A 20,100-nucleotide genomic window follows, 5' to 3' on the forward strand; every position below is an offset into this window, starting at 1 on the left:
TATTGATAGTGCCAACCTCGGCTATCAAAGGTTCTGACTTAAAAAGATCAACGTATTGCCATGCGCCTCGGCCGCCGCCCGTTGGTTGTAGCTGTCACGGTGCGAGCAGTTGAAACCATGTTCGGCCCCCGGATACACCTCGATATCGACATCGTCGTTGAACTCGAAACGCTCGGCGATTTGCTTCACGGCGTCGATGGGGATGTGGCTGTCCTGTTCGCCAAAGTGCATCAGCAGCGGCACCTTGATTTCACCGGCCCGATCCAGTTGATTCTGAATGCCGCCGCCGTAATAGGCGATCGCCACGTCGACGAAACCGTTGGCTGCGGTGTTGTACGACAGCATGCCGCCGAAGCAGTAACCGATGGAGGCGATCCTGCCGTCGAGCCCGGTATGCGTCTTCAGGGTATCGATGGCCAGTTTGATGTCAGCCTGGGCTTTATAGCGGTCGGTGGCGTTCATCAATTCGACGGCGCGTTTCCAGCCGGCTTCGTCGTAGCCCAGTTCGATACGGTGGCCGTGGCGCCAGAACAGATCCGGCGCTATGACCAGATAGCCATCGGCGGCGTATTGCTCGGCGACCGAGCGGATGTGCTCGTTGACCCCGAAGATTTCCTGAATCAGCACGATCCCCGGCCCTTTACGGGTGTGGGGGATGGCCAGGTAAGCGCCGAAGGTGCCTTCGGGGCTGCTGATTTCGATCCATTGGCTGGTTACGCTCATGATGGCTCCTTTGCATAAGTTGGATGGGGTATCGAGACGCTGGCGTCTCAGCGGTGACTGCGCCGCCAGAAGAGTCGAGCCAACAACGCGTCCATGCTGAGTTTGCCGGCCCCCGAGAACAACAACGGCATGAGGGCTACGAGGTAGATCAACGGCAGCTTGAAGTTGCCGTGGCCCTTGTTGCTGATGGCATAACCCTGGGCAAGTTCACTCAATGTAGACCAATCGGCCGGCCAGTGGACGGCAGCGGTCGCGACGACCGTGACCACCACCAGAATAATCGCCGAGAGCCGTGTCCCGAGGCCTGCCAGCAGGGTGAGGGCGCAGATCAGCTCGGCCCACATCGCCAGTTCCCAGTTCAGCGTGGCGGGAACGTGGTTGAAGGGAAACGGGAAGCGGTCCTGGATGTCCGCGAACCAGTTCTGGCCGTTCCATTTTTCCAGGCCAGACTCGAAAAACTCCCAGGCCAGAAACAGCCGCAGGGTGAGGGGCGCGATCCAGTTGCCGACGCGGTCGAGGTTCAGGTGCAGGCCTTTGACGGCTGATGAAAGGGAAGTGTTCATGGGTTTGATCTCCGTGAGTTTGATCGTTGGCAGGCAATCACCCGTAGCCGCTGTAGCAGCTGCCGAGCAGCGCGAGGCTGCGTTCGGCTGCGAAGCAGTCGTACAGCCTGACGTTGCGGTGCGTCAGGCTGACCGCGTTAGTCGAATTCACGACTGCTGCGCAGCCGAACGCAGGCTCGACAGCTGCTACAGCGAGCGCAGAGCTGCTACGGGGTGTTGTTGGTCAGGGGATAGGCGCGGGGCAGGCTACGTTTGTACTTCTGCGCAATCGTGCCCAGCAGCCGAATGACAATCGCTGAAAACATCAGGCCGAACGGCAGGACGTACCAGGCGCTCAGTGGGATGCGTTTGAAGTTGGAAAAGGCGAACACCGCCGCGATCACCCACATGCCGCAGGTGTGCAGGGCTTTCCAGGCTTTGGGGCCGATCAGGCGCGCCGTGGTTTTGAATGAGGTCAATGCCATCAACAGAATGAACAGGTAACCGACCGAACCCGGAATATTGCCGACGGTGGTGCGACCGGGCCAGAACTCGGGGTTCAGTTGGCCGTAGCTGTAGATCAGAATGGCGTGGACCAGATGGGAAAACGCGAAGGCCAGGCCGATGAAGCGTCGTTCACGCACCAGCGAGCGGCTGAAAGGCGAGGGCACCAGCACCGCCAGGGCCGATGCAGTGAACGCAGCAAGAAACAGCGCAAACGAAGTGCGTGCGGTGGCGCGAATGGCGCTGCGGGTGGCTTCCACCAGATCGGGGTTGAGCAGCAGAATCAGGCCGGTCATCAACAGCACCAGCATGGCCAGCAGGCCAAACAGCGACCAACCATGGTAACGGGGGACTTGGGTCATCATGACGACACTCCTGAGCAAGGGCCGACCCGGTTTGCCGGTGGTCAGCGGACGACAGAAGTGTTGCAATCAGCTGTATTGGCGATATGTCTGAAACGCCGCCCGGTGCAAGTTGGTGTATCCCGGACCGTGACAGATACATTCCCATACAAAACTGTGATTCAGCGCCGTCCAGCGGCGTCTAGCGACAGTGTCCCCGCAATCCCATGGGGCGAGACTTCGGAACCCGGCATGCAAGCGCTGTTGAACGAGATCCTTGACGCAGTCCGACCGTTGATCGGTCAGGGCAAAGTGGCTGACTACATTCCCGCCCTCGGCGAGGTACCGGGCAATCAATTGGGCATTGCCGTGTATGGCAATGACGGCGAGTTGTTTTGCGCGGGGGACGCCGACACGCCGTTCTCGGTGCAGAGTATTTCCAAGGTGTTCAGCCTGGTGCAGGCCATCGAACACTCCGGCGAAGCGATATGGGAACGCCTGGGCCACGAGCCGTCGGGCCAGCCGTTCAACTCGCTGGTGCAGCTGGAATTCGAGCGCGGGCGCCCGCGCAATCCCTTCATCAATGCCGGTGCGCTGGTGATCTGCGACATCAATCAATCGCGCTTTGCAGCGCCGGCATTGTCGATGCGCGATTTTGTCCGGCGCTTGTCCGGCAACCCGAACATCATGGTGGACGGCAAGGTCGCCGAATCCGAATACCAGCACCGCGCGCGTAACGCGGCTATGGCGTATCTGATGCAGTCGTTCGGCAACTTCCATAACGATGTCGAGGCGGTGCTGCGCAGCTACTTCAGCCATTGCGCGCTGCGCATGAGTTGCGTGGACCTGGCCCGGGCGTTCTGCTTCCTGGCCAACGACGGTTTCTGCAAACACAGCGGCGCACAGATCCTCAGCGCCCGCCAGACCCAACAAGTCAACTCGATCATGGCCACCAGCGGGCTGTACGACGAAGCGGGCAACTTTGCCTATCGCGTCGGTCTGCCGGGCAAGAGCGGCGTGGGCGGGGGGATCGTCGCGGTGGTGCCGGGGCAATTCACGGTGTGCGTCTGGTCCCCGGAATTGAACGCCGCCGGTAACTCGCTCGCGGGCATGGCGGCGCTGGAGTTGTTGAGTCAGCGGATTGGCTGGTCGGTGTTCTGATGGCGCTCCTTGACTTGCACCGGGTGGTCGCTAACGTGAAGTAGATCTTTTGACTGCTCACCCGATCGGGTGGAGGCGCGGGTGAATCCATGATGAAGTTCGGTTCCGCGCTTCTCGTCTTCAATGAGGCGGACGCTCATTTGCGCGACGGGTTGTCTGCCGTGGTGCAGGTCGGTAATACCCTGTGGGTCGCCAATGATGAATCATTGAGCCTTGAACGTTTCACCCGGCGCGAGCGCGCCAGCCCGGGCCAATTTCTGTTTGATCAGCAGAAGCGGTTCCCGTTGGCATCCCTGTTGACGCTGCCGGTCATGCCGGACGTTGGCAAAGAAGACGTTGAAGCAGACCTGGAGGGCATGAGCTACGACCGCGACACAGGGTATCTCTGGATCGTGGGCTCTCACAGCCTGAAACGGAAAAAGCCCGATAGCACCAAGTCCCTGAAGAAAAACGCCGAACGTCTGGCCATTGTCAGCCGTGATGGCAATCGTTTTCTCCTGGCCCGGATTCCGCTGGTCGAAGAAAACGGGACGTTCACTTTGGTGAAGAGCACCACCAGCGATGATCGAGTCGCCGCTCAATTGGCCGGCAATCAACTGGGTAACGAATTGCTCGATGAACTCAAGGACGACGAACATGTCGGGGCATTCCTGCACATTCCCGGCAAGGACAACGGGTTCGATACCGAAGGCCTCGAGGTCAATGGCAAGCGTGTTTTTATAGGGTTGCGAGGGCCTGTGCTGCGGGGATGGGCAATCATTCTGGAGGTCGAACCCGAAGACCATCCCAAGCTTGCTCACACACTGAGGCTGAAGAAAATCGGGCCGGGTGGGCGAAAGTATCGAAAGCATTTTTTCCAGCTGAATGGACTCGGCGTCAGGGACTTATGCCTCGATGGTGACGATATGTTGATCCTGGCTGGACCGACGATGGACCTCGACGGGCCCGTCACTGTATTTCGATGGCGCGACGGCGCCAGGCCAGCAGATGAAGGTTTCGTTTTCAGCGAACAATTGACGTCGGTCCTGGAGGTTCCTTACGGGCAAGGAGAAGATAAAGGCTGCGATCATGCCGAAGGGATGACCTTTATAGGCACCGATGGTGTAGAAGAGCCCTTGTTGCTGGTGGTTTATGACGTGAATTCGGACAAGCGTAAACAAGGTAGCAATGGACTGGAGCAGGACGTATTTCGACTTGCGAAAAAGTAACCACCACCGCGTCCCGGTGAATGACGCTCCACGGATTTTCCTATACATTTTCCGACCGTCCCCTGCATGGTGAAACCGCTTCATGTCTCTTGCGCTCGAACGTCTAGTCGCTGGCACGCCGATCCCATTTGCCGGTAATCGTGTCACGGTCGTCAGCCCCGAACTGGCGGCGCGCTTTCAGCCCGGCGACCATCTGCTGGTGGAGCAGGTCAGCGGCGAGTTGTTGCTGATCCCTGTGGTGGATCAGCAAGCGGCGACGATCGCCATCGAGCGCGCCGAAGCGGCGTTTGCCGCAATGTCCAGCGTTTCGGATCACGCCATCAGCGAGTTCTTCGATCGCTTCGCGCAACGCCTGGAAACCCCGGAATGCTGGGCTTTGATTGCAGCCGCCAACCTGGCCGACATCGAGCGGGCCAAGGCACGCGGGCGTTCCACCACGCGATTGCTGGCTGATGAGCGCATGCGCCGCGACATGATCGCCGGCCTGCGGGCCTGGCGCGATGCGCCGGCCACCCGCGGTCAAGTCGTGAGCTGCGTCGAGCACGACGGCTGGAAAGTCGAGCAGGTGGTTTCGCCGCTGGGCATCGTCGCTTTTGTGTTCGAAGGCCGGCCCAATGTCTTCGCCGACGCTGCCGGTGTGCTACGCACTGGTAACACCGCGGTGCTGCGCATTGGCAGCGACGCGTTGGGCACCGCCCAGGCCATCGTCACCCATGCATTGAATCCGGCACTGGCCGATGCCGGGTTGCCGAGCGGTGCAGTGTCGCTGGTCGAAAGTGTCAATCACGCCGCCGGCTGGGCAATGTTCGCCGACCGGCGCCTGTCGCTGGCCGTGGCCCGTGGTTCGGGGCATGCGGTCAGCCAGTTGGGCAGCATCGCGCAACAGGCCGGTACCGCCGTCAGCCTGCATGGCACCGGTGGCGCCTGGCTGATCGCGAATAAAGATGCCGATGCCCAGCGCTTCGCCGCCGTGGTGCGCAATTCGCTGGACCGCAAAGTCTGCAACACTTTGAACGTTTGCCTGATCCACCGCGACCGAGCAGCCGAACTGGTGCCGCTGTTTCTCGATGCACTGCAACAGGCCGGCACCGCGCGAGGCCAGGGCTGCAAACTGCACATCGTCGAGGGCAGCGAGCAGCATTTGCCGAGCGATTGGCGCACCGCGAGCGTCGAGGTGTACCGCGCCGAAGGCTATCAGACCGAAGCACAGGCCGAACCGCTGCCCGAGGACCAATTGGGCCGCGAGTGGGAATGGGAAGAAACCCCGGAAGTCAGCCTGAAGATCGTCGACGATCTGGATCAGGCCATTGCCTTGTTCAACCGCTACAGCCCGCAATTCACCGTGTCGCTGATCAGTGAAGATGCCCAGGCGCAGGCGCGGTTCTACAACGCGGTCAACGCGCCTTTTGTCGGCAACGGGATCACCCGCTGGGTCGACGGACAGTACGCGCTGAACAAGCCGGAACTGGGGCTTTCGAACTGGGAGAGCGGTCGCCTGTTTGCGCGCAGCGCGATTCTCTCGGGTGATGGCGTGTTCACGATCCGCAGCCGCATGACCCAGACGAGTCTGTCGGTCAAACGCTGAGAGCGGTAAGTAAAGCTGCTCCCAGAGGATTTTCATCGCTCATCAGGAGCCGCCGGCCGCAGGCAACGGCACGCACTATACTTATTGTGTGTCCGTGCCCGCGCGGGGACGGACAGCGCATCTGATTACGTGTGAGAGGATTGCGCCATGAAACTTCATGACTTCCAACATTACTCCCATGGTCTGGAAACGGTCGTTCACGACACGTGGATTACCACCCGAGTGAAGTCGGCCCTGGCCTTGGCCGATACCACTCTTGGCCTGAATGTCCATGTCAAAACCCATGCGGGTGCGGTGGCATTGAGCGGTCGCGTCAATACCCATAGACAGTGTGAGCACGCTGTTGCTCTGGCCCGTTCGGTTCCTGGTGTCGTCAACATCGATGCCAGCGAATTGCTCACTCATGTGTTCACCCCAGGCAGTTTTCCAGAAGCGCCCAACGCTGAAGACACACCTGAACGTCGGCCACAATCGTCAGCCAAGACGGACGACAAATAACCAGGGCGACCGTGTGAGTGTCACATTCCCGGCCGGGAAACGAGGATGGGCGCAGTAGCGCGCCTGTCCACTTTGTAACGCTGCGCCAAGCCTGGTGCAGCTTGTGCGGTCGACACCTTCAGGCGGCTTCGACCGTTTTGCCGTGCACGGCGCAAGTGCCGGGGTGTTCGGCCAGCGACACGAAGCTGTGACTGCCGGCATCCAGGGCATCGACCGAGCCGGTTTCGATGTCATAGACCCAGCCATGCAGGTTCAACAGGCCTTTTTCCAGGGCCAGGCGCACGCTCGGGTGGGTCTGGATATTCGCCAGTTGGGCGATGACGTTTTCCCGCACCATCGAACTGACCTTGGCCGCGTCGCTGGCATGAGGGCGGGCTTCGTTGATCACCTTGGCCGACTCGGCGTGCTGCAACCAGCCGCTGACGGCGGGCAGGTGATCCATGCATTTGCACTGGGCAATGGCGGTCATGGCGCCACAGTCCGAATGCCCGCAGATCACGATGTCCGTCACGCCCAATACCGCGACCGCATATTCCACCGTGGCCGACACGCCGCCCGGATGCGGGCTGTAAGAGGGCACGATATTGCCGGCGTTGCGCACCACGAACAGTTCGCCGGGTTCTTGCTGGGTCAGCAGTTCCGGTACCACGCGGCTGTCGGAACAGGTGATGAACAAGGTGCCGGGATGCTGGGCGGTGGCCAGGTGTTTGAACAGGTCGGTACGTTGCGGAAACGCTTCTTTCTGAAACTTCAATAAACCTTCGATGAGCGCTTTCATGGCGGACTTCCTTGCAATGAATGAGGGGGCGTAGCAGCCTCGCAGGCTCGGCAACTGCTACGGGGTATCGCTTGCTAAAGGTGGCCAGTTACTTAGAACGGACGCAGCGGCAGGAACTTGCCGTCCAGGGTAATCACGGCGCGGGAGCCGCCTTCCGGGTCTTCGACCTTTTTCAGGTCCAGCTTGAAGTTGATCGCGCTGATGATGCCGTCGCCGAACTGCTCGTGAACCAGGGCTTTGAGCGTGGTGCCGTAGATCTGGATCATTTCGTAGAAACGGTAGATGGTCGGGTCGGTCGGAACACCCGACAGGCTGCCGCGCAGCGGGATGATTTGCAGGCGGGCCACGGAGTCGGCGTCCAGCTCGAGTTTTTCGCCGATTACTCTGGCGGCGGCTTCCGGCAGTGGATGCTGACCGAGCAGGGCGGCGGTGACGTAGGCCAGACCCAGGCCGGTGCCGTCAGTCAGATCCTGCCAGGACAGATTCTTGCGCGCCTTGGCATCGAGGATCGAAGTGGTCAGGGCCAGACTGGTGTCCTGGTAAGCGTGGGACTGTTGCATGGTGTGACTCCTATCGGTTGTGGCTGGAAAGTGGAGCCATCTTCGGTTGATTGATCCATAGCGTCCAAGATCGATATACAATGCTTTGCATAAGTCTTGCCTATAGATGATGAGCCCCATGCTGCTCCGACATTTGCGCTACCTGCTGGCGGTCGCCGACCACGGCGGCTTCACCCGCGCTGCGGAGGCGTTGCACGTCTCCCAACCGACGCTGTCCCAGCAGATCCGGCAACTGGAGGAAACCCTGGGTGTCAGCCTGTTCGACCGCACCTCGCGCACGGTCAAAGCGACCGACGCGGGGCAGGCCTATATCGAATGCGCCCGGCGGGTGCTGGTGGAACTGGAAGCGGGCAAACGCGCGCTGCATGATGTGAAGGACTTGTCTCGCGGCACCTTGCGACTGGCCATGACGCCAACGTTCATGGCGTATCTGGTGGGGCCGCTGGTGCGCGATTACGCGGCGAAGTTTCCGAACATCCATCTGCAGATTTTCGAGTTGTCGATGGATGACATCGAGACGGGGTTGCTTGATGACTCGCTGGACATTGCCATTGCCTTCACCCCGGTGAGGAGCCCGGATATCGAGTGCGTGCCGGCGTTTGTCGAGACTCTGGGTGTGGTGGTCGGGCACCGTCATCCGTTGTACGAACGGCAGATCCCGCTATCGCCCAAGGAGATGGCGCAATTGGAATTCGCGTTGCTGACGCCGGACTTCATCACCCGATCCTCAGTCGACGAGTATTTTCGGCAGCAGAACATCACGCCCAAGGTGACGATCGAGGTGAATTCGGTGAGTACGTTGCTGGAGGTCATTCGCCACACGCCGATGGCCACCATCCTCCCGGAGCCCATCGCCACGGCGGAACGGGCATTGCGCCGAATTGAATTACAGGGCGAGGCACCCCGGCGCGACGCGGCATTGCTGCGCAGGAAGAACAACTATCACAGTGCCGCGTCTGTGGCGTTCGCGAACCTGGTGATGGCCGGCAGCGCCAGCGTGTGAATCAATCATCCACCGACTGACAGATGCCATTGCCGCCTTTCTTGCTGGTATAGGTCACGGCTACCGTGTCGTCATCCGCGATGCTGATCGAGATCGTCACATCCGGTCCCTTGGCCTCGAAAAGGCGATCATTGATCATTTTGGTCTGGGCTTCTTTGCTGTTGATCATCACCGGACCATCCTGGTCGGCGTGGACCATGATTTTTCCAGGGCAGTCCACATCGAAGGCGGGAATGCCGGGGAGACTGTTCGCATGGGCTGCACTCGCCAATGCCAGTAGCATGAATGTCAGGGTTGTTTTCATCGCAGACCTCCAGCGGATAAACCGATGTCCAGCGCACTGTTAACCATAGCCCTGTTCTTTTGACCCGGTGCAAAGTCAGAGGTGCAGACGGTGACGAATAAAAAAGGCCCCGCTCGATAAAACGAGCGGGGCCTTCTTGTGTTTGGGAGAGATCAGTACAACCGATCAATCACCCGAACTTCATTCTGGTTCTGCAGCGAGGCCCACGCCTGTGTCAGCGTTTGCAGCACATTACCGATGAAGTCCTTGTCGGCCGCGGCTTTCTTGCCGACATAGCCCTGGCCGCGACGGTACATCTTCATGCGGGCCAGCAGGTTCTGGTTGTTCTTGTCGAACTCTTCTTCGTGGGCATGGGGCGACAGGCAGTCGATATGGACCTGGCCCGATTTGCTGATCCACAGAATATGGCTGTCATGGCTGTCTTTTTGCGCAGCGAACAAACGAGCCAGTTCATCGATAGTAGGTTGATTGTTCAGATTCATTGTAAGCCCCTTGACCATTTGGTGATCTTTCAAAGTTGATTCGCTAATACAGGTAGCCCATCGGTTAGTTGATCCCTGGCACCGAAACCAGGACGTCAGCGGTCGACCGTCAATACGACGGGGTCGCGCATCTGTTGCATGTAGTCGTGTTGAATAACTGCTACGCAATAGCGTCACAACGAAGAGAAGCAGCGAAAACCTGGAGGCCACTGCCGACGTTTTCAGGGTCGGCCACAAGCTTCATGAGGATTGATCGCTAGCGTTTCTCGCCCTTGTACTGGACGTTCAGGCCAGGTCAGCTTCTTCAATCTGCCTTGTGGGCAGCGTGTATCCGGGAAAAACAGCTCGGCGGTCAGACGAACTTGCTCAAACGTGTTGCCTGTACTCCCGATCGGGGAGACGTCTGCATCATGCAAGGGCAAATCGGAGGCGTCAACGGTTTTGTAGTGATTATTTTTGTTCACTACATATTGTCGGACAAAGTGGTTTTGGAATTAGAAAGTCAGCGTGGCCACCGTTTGGAATCTTCGGCAGCGCTTACCCCGGCCCCGTAGGCGTTGCCGAGGGCTGCGATCTTTCAAAGCGGTAAACGGTGCATGGATAACCGTCGATCGGCAGCTGATGCACGGTGAACACTCCGGCCGTGAGATCGGGCATCACCCTGGCCCAGAACAGCCGCGCAGGCTGGTTGGCATCGATGTGGAAAATCTGCCATTGACCGGGGAAGCGGCTCAAGAGGGCAGAGACGACAAACTTCGCGACACCTTGGCCACGAAAGCGTCGACTGACAAAAAAGTAGCCGATGTTGTACTCGGCGCCGACGATATGGGTTTGGTTATCCACGGTCACGAACCCTGCCAGCTCGCCGTCGACCTTGATCAGAAACGGCCGGGTTGCCGGGTTGCGCCAGTAGTCCAGTTTGGGCTGGATGTTGAAGTAACCATGTTCCCCGAGCTTCAGCGGCAGCCATTCGCTGAAATCGTACATGTAGAACTGCATCAGGTTTTCGATGGTTTCCAGTTCGTCGCGCTGGGCGGGGTGCAGTTCTATCGAGGGCTGGCTCCTGATTGTCGCCATGGTCGTACCTTCGGTGTCTTAACTGACATTGAAGAACACTAGACCATTTCGATTCGCTGCCCTCAAACCTTGCCCGCCGGTTTCGCCGCGCGCTTGGTTCCAGTCGAAGGCTTGCGTTTGGCGGGTTTGCGTTTGTTTTTCCACGGTGTGGCGCCACGCCCGGCCGGGCTTGCCGGCCCGCTGATGGTCAGGTTCAGGCCGGCGCAGCGTGCCACTTGCTTGCTCATCCACGCGGCCTGTTTGGTGACGAATTCTTCCAGGCTCATTTCACCGCTCTGCACCATGTCCAGCGCCTGTTCCCAGATCGCCGTGGTGCCGGGGTCGGCAATCGCTCGCGGCACCGCATCGATCAGGCTGAAAGCCGCCGGCGTCGCGGCCAGGGCCTTGCCGTTCTTGATCAGATAACCACGATCCAACAGGCCCTGGATGATCGAGGCGCGTGTGGCTTCGGTGCCGATGCCGGTGGTGTCCTTGAGCTTTTGCTTGAGCAGCGGATCTTCCACCAGTTTGGCAACATTCTTCATTGCCTTGATCAGATCGCCTTCGGTGAATGGCTTGGGCGGCTGGGTCCAGAGGTCCTTGAGTTTCACGTCAGCCACCGCGCAGTCACGCCCTTCGGCCAGTGTCGGCAGTGTTTGCGGTGCCGGTGTTTCGCGGCCCTTGGCGGGCGCGAGGGCTTCGGGCAGGGCGCGTTTCCAGCCGGGCTCGACAATCTGCTTGCCCACGGCGCGCAAGGCTTCACCGGCGCAGTCGAAGTCGGCCTGGGTGCGGTCGTATTCGTGGTTGGGCAGGAACTGCGCCAGGTAACGCGCACGAATCAGGGTGTAGACCGCCCGTTGCTTGCCCACCAGTCGATCAAGATTCTTCGCCGCGGCGGTCGGAATGATGCCGTGGTGCGCGCTGACCTTGGCATCGTTCCAGGCCCGCGATCGGCGTTGCGGCTCCAGATAATCGTGCAAGGCGTTCAGGGCCGGATCGGCTTGCCGGAGCGCCGCCAGAATACCCGGCGCTTCGCTGTGCTGACTCAGGGGCAGGCAGCCGCAGTCGCTGCGCGGGTAGGTGATGACTTTATGGGTTTCATACAGGGCCTGGGCGATATCGAGGGTTTCCTGGGCGCCGAGCCCGAGTTTTTTCGAGCAGACTTCCTGCAAAGTACCCAGGTCGAACGGCAGCGGCGCGACTTCGCGCATGCGCTCGGTACGTAGCTTGATCACCCGAGCGCTCGCCGCATTGCCAATGGCTGCAGCCGCCTGCTGGGCCAGCGCCTGGTTCAGGCAGCGATCCTGATCGTCACAAGCATCGGACGCCGCACGCCACTGGGCCATGAATGCCGTGCCATCGTGCAGCAGTTGCACATCGATAGCCCAGTAGGCCACCGGGACGAAATCGGCAATGCTGCGGTCGCGATCCACCACCAGGCGCAAAGTCGGCGTCTGCACCCGACCGACCGGCAACACGCCCTGATAGCCGGACTGACGCCCCAGCAGGGTGAACAGCCGACTCATGTTCATCCCGATCAACCAGTCGGCCCGGGAGCGCCCCAACGCCGAATGATAGAGGCTGAACGTCTCGGCCCCCGGCTTGAGCGCCGCCAGCGCCTTGCGGATCGATGCATCGTCCAGGGCCGACAACCACAGCCGCTGGATCGGCCCGCGATAACGGCAATGTTCCACCAGTTCCCGGGCGATCATCTCGCCCTCACGGTCGGCGTCGGTGGCAATCACCAGTTCACTGGCCTCGCCGAGCAGGCGTTTGACTGCCTTGTACTGGCTGGCCGTGCGCGGCTTGACGGTCATTTTCCATTTTTCGGGAATGATCGGCAGATCCGCCAGCACCCAACGTTTGTAACGCGCGTCGTAGGCATCCGGCGGCGCGGTTTCCAGCAGGTGGCCGATGCACCAGGTCACCGTGACGTCCGTTCCCAGCCAGCAGCCGTCGCCTCGACGCCTGGCGCCGAGCACGGCCGCGATATCTTTGGCCTGGGAAGGTTTTTCACAGAGGTACAGCCGCATAACCACCATCATCGATCAGTGTTCGAGAGGTGCACAGAATGGCGGTTGATGAGCGATGGAGCAATCTTTATCTGTATGGATGTACAGCTTGAGCTGTTGCGTTTGATGACAGCGGTCAATTCAGCGACTGAAGCACGCTCCGTTCGGCTGCGAAGTACTCGCGATACCAGAACATGGGGTATACCTGTTGGGGCGCGGAAACCGCACAACAGCAACAGAGGAACCTACTTCATGAAAGTCCCAGGTGCCGGTAGTCCCATCTCCATCGTCCCCCAACCCGGCTGCGTGGTGGTGAAGTTCCATGGCATTCAAGTGGCGTCGTCCACTCGGGCGCTGGTCATGCATGAGACCAATTATCCTCCGGTGTACTACATCCCGCGGGAGGACATCGCCGAACAGTATTTCGCCCGCACCGACCACACCAGCTATTGCCCGTACAAGGGCGATGCCAGCTATTACAGCCTGCAGATCCCCGGGCATGAAGGTGCCAATGCGGTATGGAGTTATGAGCACCCCAAGGTGTCGGTTGCGCAGATTGGCGGGTATGTGGCGTTCTATCCTGACGAAGTGACGTTTGAGGTGCTCAAGACCTGATGTGCAGAAAACATTTTGTGGCGAGGGGGCTTGCACCCTCGCCACAAACTAACCTCCCGTTAGCGCTCAGTTTTTATCGAGGTCCACGTTTTTCGTCTCCCGCAAACACATCATCCCCACCACCAGGCTCACCCCGGTAATCACCACCGGGTACCACAGCCCGTAGAAAATATCCCCGGTGTACACCACCAGGGCAAACGACACCGTCGGCAGGAAACCACCAAACCAGCCGTTGCCGATGTGATAGGGCAGGGACATCGAGGTGTAGCGAATGCGGGTCGGGAACAGTTCGACCATCAGCGCCGCCAGCGGGCCGTAGCACATGGCGGAGATGATGATCAGCGCGACGATCAACACCACGATCATCGGTTTATTGATCAGCTGGATGTCGGCTTTTGACGGATACCCGGCCAGGGTCACTGCGCCGCGCAGGGCCGCTTCGTCAAAGCCGTCGAGCTTCACGTCACCGACGCTCACCTGCACACCGCTGCCGGTCGGGGCCGCTTCGCTGTTGTAGGGCAGGCCCTGTTTGACCAGGAAGGTTTTGACCTTGTCGCACGGGCTATCAAATTTCGCCTTGCCCACCGGGTCGAACTGGAAGGTGCAGGTGGCCGGGTCGGCCAGCACGGTGATCGGAGCCTGACGGCTGGCCTGGTCGATGGCCGGGTTGGCGTAGTGGGCGATGGACTTGAAGATCGGAAAGTACAGTGCAGTCGCCAGCAGCAGGCCGATCATCAGCACGGGTTTGCGTCCGACCTTGTCCGACAGCCAGCCAAAAAAGATGAAGAACGGCGCGCCAATGATCACGCTGACAATCAGCAGACTGTTGGCCAGGGCCGGGTCCATTTTCAGGAACTGCGTGAGGAAGAACAGCACGTAGAACTGCGCGGCATAGAAGGTCACCGCTTGCCCGGCGTTGATGCTGAACAGGGCGATCAGCACCACTTTAAGGTTTTCCCATTTGCCGAAGGAGTCGCGCAGCGGCGACTTGCAGAGTTTGCCTTCCTCTTTCATTTTCACGAACGCAGGCGACTCGTGCAGGCTCAGGCGAATCCAGGTGGAAATGCCCAGCAGCACGATCGAAAACAGAAACGGAATACGCCAGCCCCAGACTTCGAACTGGTCGCCGGTGAAGTAACGGCAGCCGAGCACCACCAGCAGCGACAGCAGCAAGCCGAGGGTGGCGGTGGATTGAATCCAGCTGGTGTGGAAGCCGCGCTTGCCGATCGGTGCGTGTTCGGCGACGTAAGTGGCAGCGCCGCCGTACTCACCACCCAGCGCCAGCCCCTGGAGCATGCGCAGCACCACGAGGATGATCGGCGCGGCGATGCCGATGCTCGCGTAAGTCGGCAGCAAACCGACGCAGAAAGTCGCCAGGCCCATGAGGACGATGGTCGCGAGGAACGTGTATTTACGTCCGATCATGTCCCCCAGGCGTCCGAACACCAACGCACCGAACGGGCGCACGATGAAGCCGGCGGCGAAGGCCATCAGCGCGAAAATGAACGCCGTGGTGTCGTTGACCCCGGCGAAGAACTGTTTGCTGATGACCGCCGCGAGGGCGCCGTAGAGGAAAAAGTCGTACCACTCGAACACCGTCCCCAGGGACGAGGCGAAGATGACTTTCTGGGTTTCCTGACTGGTGCCCGCGCTGCGGACGGCTTCCAGGGGCTGAACATGTTCTGACATATCGGTATCCCTCACAGTGATTGTTTTTGTTGTTCCACTGTCGACGCCAGCCTTGTGGGCGGGTGCCGCTATTCCTTTGCTCAAGAGACTGCGGTCAGTGCTTTTTCGTCAGGGGCAAAACTCCTTGCGGTTGTTTCGAGGATCAGTTGCGCGGCTTTCTCGGCGATCATCAATGTCGGCGAGCAGGTGTTGCCCGAGGTGATGCGCGGCATGATCGAGGCGTCGGCGATGCGCAGGCCGGGGATGCCATGAACGCGCAGCTCAGCGTCGACTACCGCGTCCGCGTCGTTGCCCATCCGGCAGGTGCCCACCGGGTGGAAAATGGTGGTGCCGATTCGGGCGGCGGCTTCGTGCAATTGCTCTTCGCTCTGCAAGCTGTCGCCGGGCAGGTATTCCACCGGTTTGAACGCTTGCAGGGCGGGGGCGCGAACGATGCGGCGGGTCAGGCGGATCGCGTCGGCCGCCACTCGCAAGTCTTCGGGATGGCTCAGGTAATTGGGCTGGATCAGCGGCGCTTCTCGCGGGTCGGCGGAACGAATGTCTATGCGCCCACGGCTTTGCGGGCGCAGATCGCAGACCGACGCGGTGAAGGCGGGGAAGGCGTGCAGCGGTTCGCCAAAGCGCTCCAGCGACAGGGGTTGCACGTGGTATTCGAGGTTCGCCGAGGTCTGTTCCGGCCCCGAACGGGCGAAGGCGCCGAGTTGGCTTGGGGCCATGGACAATGGGCCGCTGCGGTCATACAGATAACGCAGGCCCATGCCCATCTTGCCCCACAGCGTGCCGGCGATCTGGTTCAGGGTACGGGCGTTTTCCAGTTTGTAGATCAGCCGCAGTTGCAGGTGATCCTGCAGGTTGCCGCCCACGCCGGGCAGTTCATGGGCAACGCCGATGCCAAGTTGTTGCAACAGCGGGCGAGGGCCGATGCCGGAACGCTGGAGGATGCCTGGTGAACCGACGGAGCCGGCACACAGGATGATTTCCTTGCGAGCCTTGAAGGTTTTCGCCTGATCTTGCCAACGGGCGCTGATCGCCGAGGCACGGCCGTTTTCCAGCAGCACGCGGTCGACTTCAACATCAGTCAGCACCGTGAGGTTGGTGCGGTGACGGACCGGTTTGAGAAACGCCTTGGCCGCGTTCCAGCGCACCCCGGCTTTCTGGTTGACCTGGAAATAGCCGCAGCCTTCGTTGTCGCCCTGGTTGAAGTCATCGATGCTGGCAATGCCGCTTTGTTCGGCAGCGGTGCGGAAGGCATCGAGAATCGGCCACGACAGACGTTGCCGCTCGATCCGCCATTCGCCGGCGGCGCCGTGAAACTCCGAATCGCCAGCAAAATGGTTTTCGCTTTGTTTGAACAGCGGCAGCACGTCTTGCCAGCCCCACCCAGGATTACCCTCGGCCGCCCAGCCATCGTAGTCGCCAGCCTGGCCGCGCATGTAGATCATGCCGTTGATCGAGGAACAGCCGCCGAGTACCTTGCCGCGCGGGTAGCTCAGGGCGCGGCCTTGCAGGCCCGGTTGCGACTCGGTCTTGAAACACCAGTCGGTGCGCGGGTTGCCGATGCAGAACAGGTAACCCACGGGGATGTGAATCCACGGATAGTTGTCGCGGCCGCCGGCTTCGAGCAGCAACACGCGGTGTTGCGGGTTGGCTGACAGTCGATTGGCCAGCAAACACCCGGCCGGCCCGGCGCCGACCACGATGTAATCGTATTCATCAAGGGAAGTCTGCATCCCTGACCTCGTATTGTTGTTCTTGTTGTCGGTCATCCTAGTTGTTAGCTTTCGTTAAAAGAATGTTAGTTTTTGCGCAGCTGCTGTGCGTTTTTAAACAGCCGTTAGTAACGGCATAACGTCAAGGATGGTTCATGTTCGACTGGAATGACCTGCGGTTTTTTCTTGAATTGCAGCGCAGCGGCCGCTTGCTGACCGCCGCCCGCCGCTTGAACACCACCCACGCCACCGTGGCCCGGCACATCGAGGCCATCGAAAAAAGCCTCGGCACCGCGCTGTTCGTCCAGCATGCCCAAGGCTACGAATTGACCCCGGCCGGCGAAGCGCTGCTCAAGCATGCCGAGGCCATGGAAAACGTCGCGTTGCTGGCCCAGGAAGAAATCACCCAATCCACCGCGCCGCTGGGCAAGATCCGCGTCGGGGTGACGGAGGGGCTGGGCATCATGTTCCTCGCCAGCCGCATGAACGGGTTGTTCGAACGCTATCCGGGGTTGGAAGTGGAACTGGTGGCGGTGCCGCGCTTCGTCAGCATCCTCAACCGTGAAGCGGAGATCAGCATTCACCTCGAACGCCCGGCCGCCGACATGCTGGTCACCCGCAAACTCACCGACTATCGACTGGCGCTCTACGCCAGCCAGGCCTATCTGGACCGCTCGCCACCGCTGCGCAGCCGCGAAGACCTCGGCCGCCACGCGTGGATCGGCTACGTCGATGATTTGCTGTTCAGCCAGGAACTGATGTTCCTCAACAGCTTTTGCCGCAACCCCCAGGTGGTGTTTCACAGCACCAGCGTCATCGCCCAACAACAGGCCGCACGCTCGGGCCTGGGGATCGCCGTGCTGCCGTGCTACATGGCCAGCGCCGATCCTGAACTGGTGCCGTTGCTGCCGGACGAAAGCATCCAGCGCAGTTATTGGATCAGTACGCGGCGCGAGCTGCACAAGTCGGTGCGGCTGCGGGTGTTGTGGGATTACGTGGTGGAGTTGTGTGAGCGTGAGCAGGCTCTGCTGCGAGGCTCCATTCCTTTGTAGGAGCGAGCGGTGCGGCGATCCGACTTGCCTGCGAAGGCGTCAGGTCTGGCACACCGCGTTATCGTTCTTCGCGGGCTAGCCTCGCTCGGGTAATGGAATCTTGAGTCAGTGAGAAACCTGTGGCGAGGGAGCTTGCTCCCGCTTGAGTGCGTAGCACTCACAAAAATCGGCGATTGTTCAGATTTTGGGGCCGCTACGTAGCCCAGCGGGAGCAAGCTCCCTCGCCACAGAGTGTTCAATGGTGCTGGTCAACAGGAATCGACAGCGTCGCCCGCAACCCGCCTTCGGGCGGATTGACCAGGGTAATCCGCCCACCCAGCTGGGTCGCGATGGTGTTGACGATGGCCAGCCCCAGGCCCGCGCCGCCGGTGTTTCCACGGCTGTAAAAGCGTTCGAACAATCGTGCGCGATCCGCTTCGTCGATGCCCGGTCCCTGGTCCTGGACGCTCAAGTTGTAGAACCCGTCATCCTGGCTCAATTGCACGGTGATGACGCCATGCTCCGGCGAAAAATTCGCCGCGTTGGTGACCAGGTTGTTCAGGGCGATGTCGATGGTGCCGGCGTCGGCGAGGACTTTGAAAGGTCGGTCCTCGGCGTCGAAAGCCAGTTCCAGGTTCCTGCTCAGCAGCCAGGGTGTGAGCTGGGCCAGGCTGGCGCGCACGGTTTCACTCAGGTCGATGCTGTGCAGCACCGGCGTCACGGCCTTGGGTTCGAGACGGGCCATGGTCAGCAATTGATTGACCAGACGGCTGGCGCGGTCGACCCCGGCAATCAGAAACGCCAGGGACTCACGACGCTCCTGTTCCGTGCCGGCTTCCAGCAGGTTTTGCGCATGCACCCGCAACACGGCCAGTGGCGTACGTAATTCGTGGGCGGCGTCGGCGATGAAGCGCCGCTCACGGCCAAGCACCTCTTGAATTTGCGCGAGCATCCGATTGAGCGCCGCTTGCATCGGTTCCAGTTCGCTGGGCAACGGGGTCAGTTGCAACGGCTCCAGAGAACCGCTGTGCCGTGCCCGCAACGTTGCCGCCATATCGGCCAGGGGTTTGAGCCCCCAGCCAATGGCCAGCCAGACCATGGCCGCCAGCATCAGGCTGCCCAGCACATTGGGCCACAGGGTGTGACGCACGATCCGGTCGACCAGGTCTGCACGCACGTCGTCCCGTTCACCGACCCAGATGCGCAGGTCATTCTCTTTGTCTTCGAGCACGAACACCCGCCAATGACGGCTGCTCAAATCCACCACATCGCTGAAACCATGTGTCGTCGGCGGCACGGTGAAGGAGGGGGCGCTGGCGGTGTGCACCAGCACTTCGCCTTTGCTATTCCACACCTGAAAGGCAATTTTGCCTTCATAGGGGTGACCATCGACGCCCGGCACCGCTTCACTCAAGGCCTTGTTGAACGCTTGATACAGTTCGGCGTGTTCATGGCTGGCCAGCGGCATGCGCATCACACCCTGCAGCAGCCGGGCATTCTGCGCCAGTTGGGCGTCGTAGACTTCGGCGATTTCGTGATTGCTGTCGTGCAGGTTGAACACGCTGAGGATTGCCAACCCCGTCAGCATCAGGCCGATGATCAGCGTCAGGGTGCGACGCCGGATCGAAGTCATCGACGCTCCTCCACCAGATAACCCACTCCACGAATGGTGCGGATCAGGTCGGTGGAGAACTTCTTGCGCAAGTGATGGATGTGCACTTCCAGGGTGTTGCTTTCGGCTTCTTCGTTCCAGCCGTAAAGCAGTTGCATCAGGTGATCGCGGGTCATGACCCGGCCCGGAGGCGAGAGCAATTCATGGAGCAGTTGATATTCCTTGGGCGTCAGCGCCACCGGTTCGCCCTGATAGCTGACTTGCTGGGTGCCGGGGTTCAGGCAGATGCCAGCGTGTTCGATCAGCACTTGCGCGCGACCGGCACTGCGGCGCAACAAAGCTCGCAGGCGAGCCTTGAGTTCGGCCAGATCGAAGGGTTTAACCAGGTAATCGTCGGCGCCGGCATCCAGCCCGGCGATGCGGTCTTCAGTGGCATCCCGGGAGGTGAGGATCAGCACCGGCAGGTTCGAGCCGCTGTCACGCAAGCGGCGCAACACTTCCAGACCGTCCATGCGCGGCAGGCCGAGGTCGAGCACGGCCACATCGAAGGTTTCGCTGAGCAGTGAATGCAAGGCGTTGCTGCCGTCCTGCAGCCAGTCGACGGTGTAACCCTCACGGCCCAGGGCCTGATGAATGCCCTCGCCAAGGGCTACGTCATCCTCGATCAGTAATAAGCGCACACGGGAC

General features: G+C 60.4%; 20 protein-coding genes. 7 read left to right on the top strand and 13 right to left on the bottom strand.

What is annotated here, in order from left to right; genetic code table 11:
- Nucleotides 1-24 precede the first annotated feature (24 nt).
- From ACEN8R_RS07585 to ACEN8R_RS07595, 3 genes are all read right to left on the bottom strand, one after another.
- On the bottom strand, nucleotides 25-723 hold the full coding sequence (locus ACEN8R_RS07585; RefSeq protein WP_018929765.1) for a dienelactone hydrolase family protein: 699 nt from the start codon (nucleotides 721-723) through the stop codon (nucleotides 25-27).
- 47 nt (nucleotides 724-770) lie between these two features.
- On the bottom strand, nucleotides 771-1,286 hold the full coding sequence (locus ACEN8R_RS07590) for an HvfX family Cu-binding RiPP maturation protein (RefSeq protein ID WP_018929764.1): 516 nt from the start codon (nucleotides 1,284-1,286) through the stop codon (nucleotides 771-773).
- Nucleotides 1,287-1,492: 206 nt separating this feature from the next.
- The gene (locus ACEN8R_RS07595; protein ID WP_495624713.1) at nucleotides 1,493-2,134 is read right to left on the bottom strand and encodes a ferric reductase-like transmembrane domain-containing protein; all 642 of its coding nucleotides are present in this window, start codon (nucleotides 2,132-2,134) and stop codon (nucleotides 1,493-1,495) included.
- 228 nt (nucleotides 2,135-2,362) lie between these two features.
- Between ACEN8R_RS07595 and glsB the strand changes: the two genes are divergently transcribed.
- The 4 genes from glsB to ACEN8R_RS07615 all read left to right on the top strand — a co-directional run bounded on the left by glsB (nucleotide 2,363) and on the right by ACEN8R_RS07615 (nucleotide 6,562).
- Nucleotides 2,363-3,271 (top strand): glutaminase B, encoded by a 909-nt coding sequence (glsB, locus tag ACEN8R_RS07600; protein ID WP_018929762.1) that lies wholly within the window; start codon nucleotides 2,363-2,365, stop codon nucleotides 3,269-3,271.
- Between the two features lie 89 nt (nucleotides 3,272-3,360).
- Nucleotides 3,361-4,479, top strand: a complete 1,119-nt coding sequence (locus ACEN8R_RS07605; protein WP_495624714.1) for a DUF3616 domain-containing protein — start codon at nucleotides 3,361-3,363, stop codon at nucleotides 4,477-4,479.
- A gap of 82 nt (nucleotides 4,480-4,561) precedes the next feature.
- Nucleotides 4,562-6,064 (top strand): aldehyde dehydrogenase family protein, encoded by a 1,503-nt coding sequence (locus ACEN8R_RS07610; RefSeq protein WP_495624715.1) that lies wholly within the window; start codon nucleotides 4,562-4,564, stop codon nucleotides 6,062-6,064.
- Nucleotides 6,065-6,211: 147 nt separating this feature from the next.
- The gene (locus ACEN8R_RS07615; protein ID WP_081625598.1) at nucleotides 6,212-6,562 is read left to right on the top strand and encodes a BON domain-containing protein; all 351 of its coding nucleotides are present in this window, start codon (nucleotides 6,212-6,214) and stop codon (nucleotides 6,560-6,562) included.
- Nucleotides 6,563-6,680: 118 nt separating this feature from the next.
- On the opposite strand, the gene ACEN8R_RS07620 is transcribed toward ACEN8R_RS07615, so the two are convergent.
- Together ACEN8R_RS07620 and cynS are read right to left on the bottom strand one after the other, a co-directional pair.
- Nucleotides 6,681-7,340, bottom strand: coding sequence for a carbonic anhydrase (locus tag ACEN8R_RS07620; protein WP_495624716.1), 660 nt, complete (start codon nucleotides 7,338-7,340; stop codon nucleotides 6,681-6,683).
- A 92-nt stretch (nucleotides 7,341-7,432) separates the two neighbouring features.
- Complete coding sequence (gene cynS, locus ACEN8R_RS07625; RefSeq protein ID WP_018929757.1) at nucleotides 7,433-7,900, bottom strand: cyanase; 468 nt, start codon at nucleotides 7,898-7,900, stop codon at nucleotides 7,433-7,435.
- Nucleotides 7,901-8,018: 118 nt separating this feature from the next.
- Here cynS and cynR point away from each other — a divergent pair, with 118 nt between their 5' ends.
- On the top strand, nucleotides 8,019-8,903 hold the full coding sequence (gene cynR, locus ACEN8R_RS07630) for a transcriptional regulator CynR (protein WP_495624717.1): 885 nt from the start codon (nucleotides 8,019-8,021) through the stop codon (nucleotides 8,901-8,903).
- Between the two features lies 1 nt (nucleotide 8,904).
- Here cynR and ACEN8R_RS07635 read toward each other — a convergent pair whose 3' ends face one another.
- The 4 genes from ACEN8R_RS07635 to ACEN8R_RS07650 form a co-directional block, all read right to left on the bottom strand.
- Nucleotides 8,905-9,207, bottom strand: coding sequence for a hypothetical protein (locus ACEN8R_RS07635; protein ID WP_018929755.1), 303 nt, complete (start codon nucleotides 9,205-9,207; stop codon nucleotides 8,905-8,907).
- A gap of 152 nt (nucleotides 9,208-9,359) precedes the next feature.
- On the bottom strand, nucleotides 9,360-9,689 hold the full coding sequence (locus tag ACEN8R_RS07640) for a hypothetical protein (RefSeq protein WP_018929754.1): 330 nt from the start codon (nucleotides 9,687-9,689) through the stop codon (nucleotides 9,360-9,362).
- A gap of 537 nt (nucleotides 9,690-10,226) precedes the next feature.
- Nucleotides 10,227-10,766: a GNAT family N-acetyltransferase gene (locus ACEN8R_RS07645; RefSeq protein WP_495624718.1), complete on the bottom strand. Its 540-nt coding sequence runs from the start codon at nucleotides 10,764-10,766 to the stop codon at nucleotides 10,227-10,229.
- Between the two features lie 62 nt (nucleotides 10,767-10,828).
- Complete coding sequence (locus ACEN8R_RS07650; protein WP_495625005.1) at nucleotides 10,829-12,778, bottom strand: DNA topoisomerase III; 1,950 nt, start codon at nucleotides 12,776-12,778, stop codon at nucleotides 10,829-10,831.
- 231 nt (nucleotides 12,779-13,009) lie between these two features.
- Here ACEN8R_RS07650 and ACEN8R_RS07655 point away from each other — a divergent pair, with 231 nt between their 5' ends.
- Nucleotides 13,010-13,372, top strand: coding sequence for a DUF427 domain-containing protein (locus ACEN8R_RS07655; protein WP_018929751.1), 363 nt, complete (start codon nucleotides 13,010-13,012; stop codon nucleotides 13,370-13,372).
- Nucleotides 13,373-13,438: 66 nt separating this feature from the next.
- On the opposite strand, the gene ACEN8R_RS07660 is transcribed toward ACEN8R_RS07655, so the two are convergent.
- Both ACEN8R_RS07660 and ACEN8R_RS07665 read right to left on the bottom strand, forming a co-directional pair.
- On the bottom strand, nucleotides 13,439-15,061 hold the full coding sequence (locus tag ACEN8R_RS07660) for an MFS transporter (RefSeq protein WP_096480041.1): 1,623 nt from the start codon (nucleotides 15,059-15,061) through the stop codon (nucleotides 13,439-13,441).
- An 80-nt stretch (nucleotides 15,062-15,141) separates the two neighbouring features.
- Nucleotides 15,142-16,791: a GMC family oxidoreductase gene (locus ACEN8R_RS07665; RefSeq protein ID WP_495624719.1), complete on the bottom strand. Its 1,650-nt coding sequence runs from the start codon at nucleotides 16,789-16,791 to the stop codon at nucleotides 15,142-15,144.
- Between the two features lie 134 nt (nucleotides 16,792-16,925).
- Here ACEN8R_RS07665 and ACEN8R_RS07670 point away from each other — a divergent pair, with 134 nt between their 5' ends.
- Nucleotides 16,926-17,822, top strand: a complete 897-nt coding sequence (locus ACEN8R_RS07670) for a LysR family transcriptional regulator (RefSeq protein ID WP_018929748.1) — start codon at nucleotides 16,926-16,928, stop codon at nucleotides 17,820-17,822.
- 235 nt (nucleotides 17,823-18,057) lie between these two features.
- On the opposite strand, the gene ACEN8R_RS07675 is transcribed toward ACEN8R_RS07670, so the two are convergent.
- Together ACEN8R_RS07675 and ACEN8R_RS07680 are read right to left on the bottom strand one after the other, a co-directional pair.
- On the bottom strand, nucleotides 18,058-19,434 hold the full coding sequence (locus tag ACEN8R_RS07675) for a sensor histidine kinase (protein WP_138867771.1): 1,377 nt from the start codon (nucleotides 19,432-19,434) through the stop codon (nucleotides 18,058-18,060).
- On the bottom strand, nucleotides 19,431-20,093 hold the full coding sequence (locus ACEN8R_RS07680) for a response regulator (RefSeq protein ID WP_018929746.1): 663 nt from the start codon (nucleotides 20,091-20,093) through the stop codon (nucleotides 19,431-19,433). Before ACEN8R_RS07680 ends, ACEN8R_RS07675 begins: the two co-directional genes overlap by 4 nt.
- Nucleotides 20,094-20,100: the final 7 nt, after the last annotated feature.

The organism is Pseudomonas sp. Pseusp15, assembly GCF_059492165.1.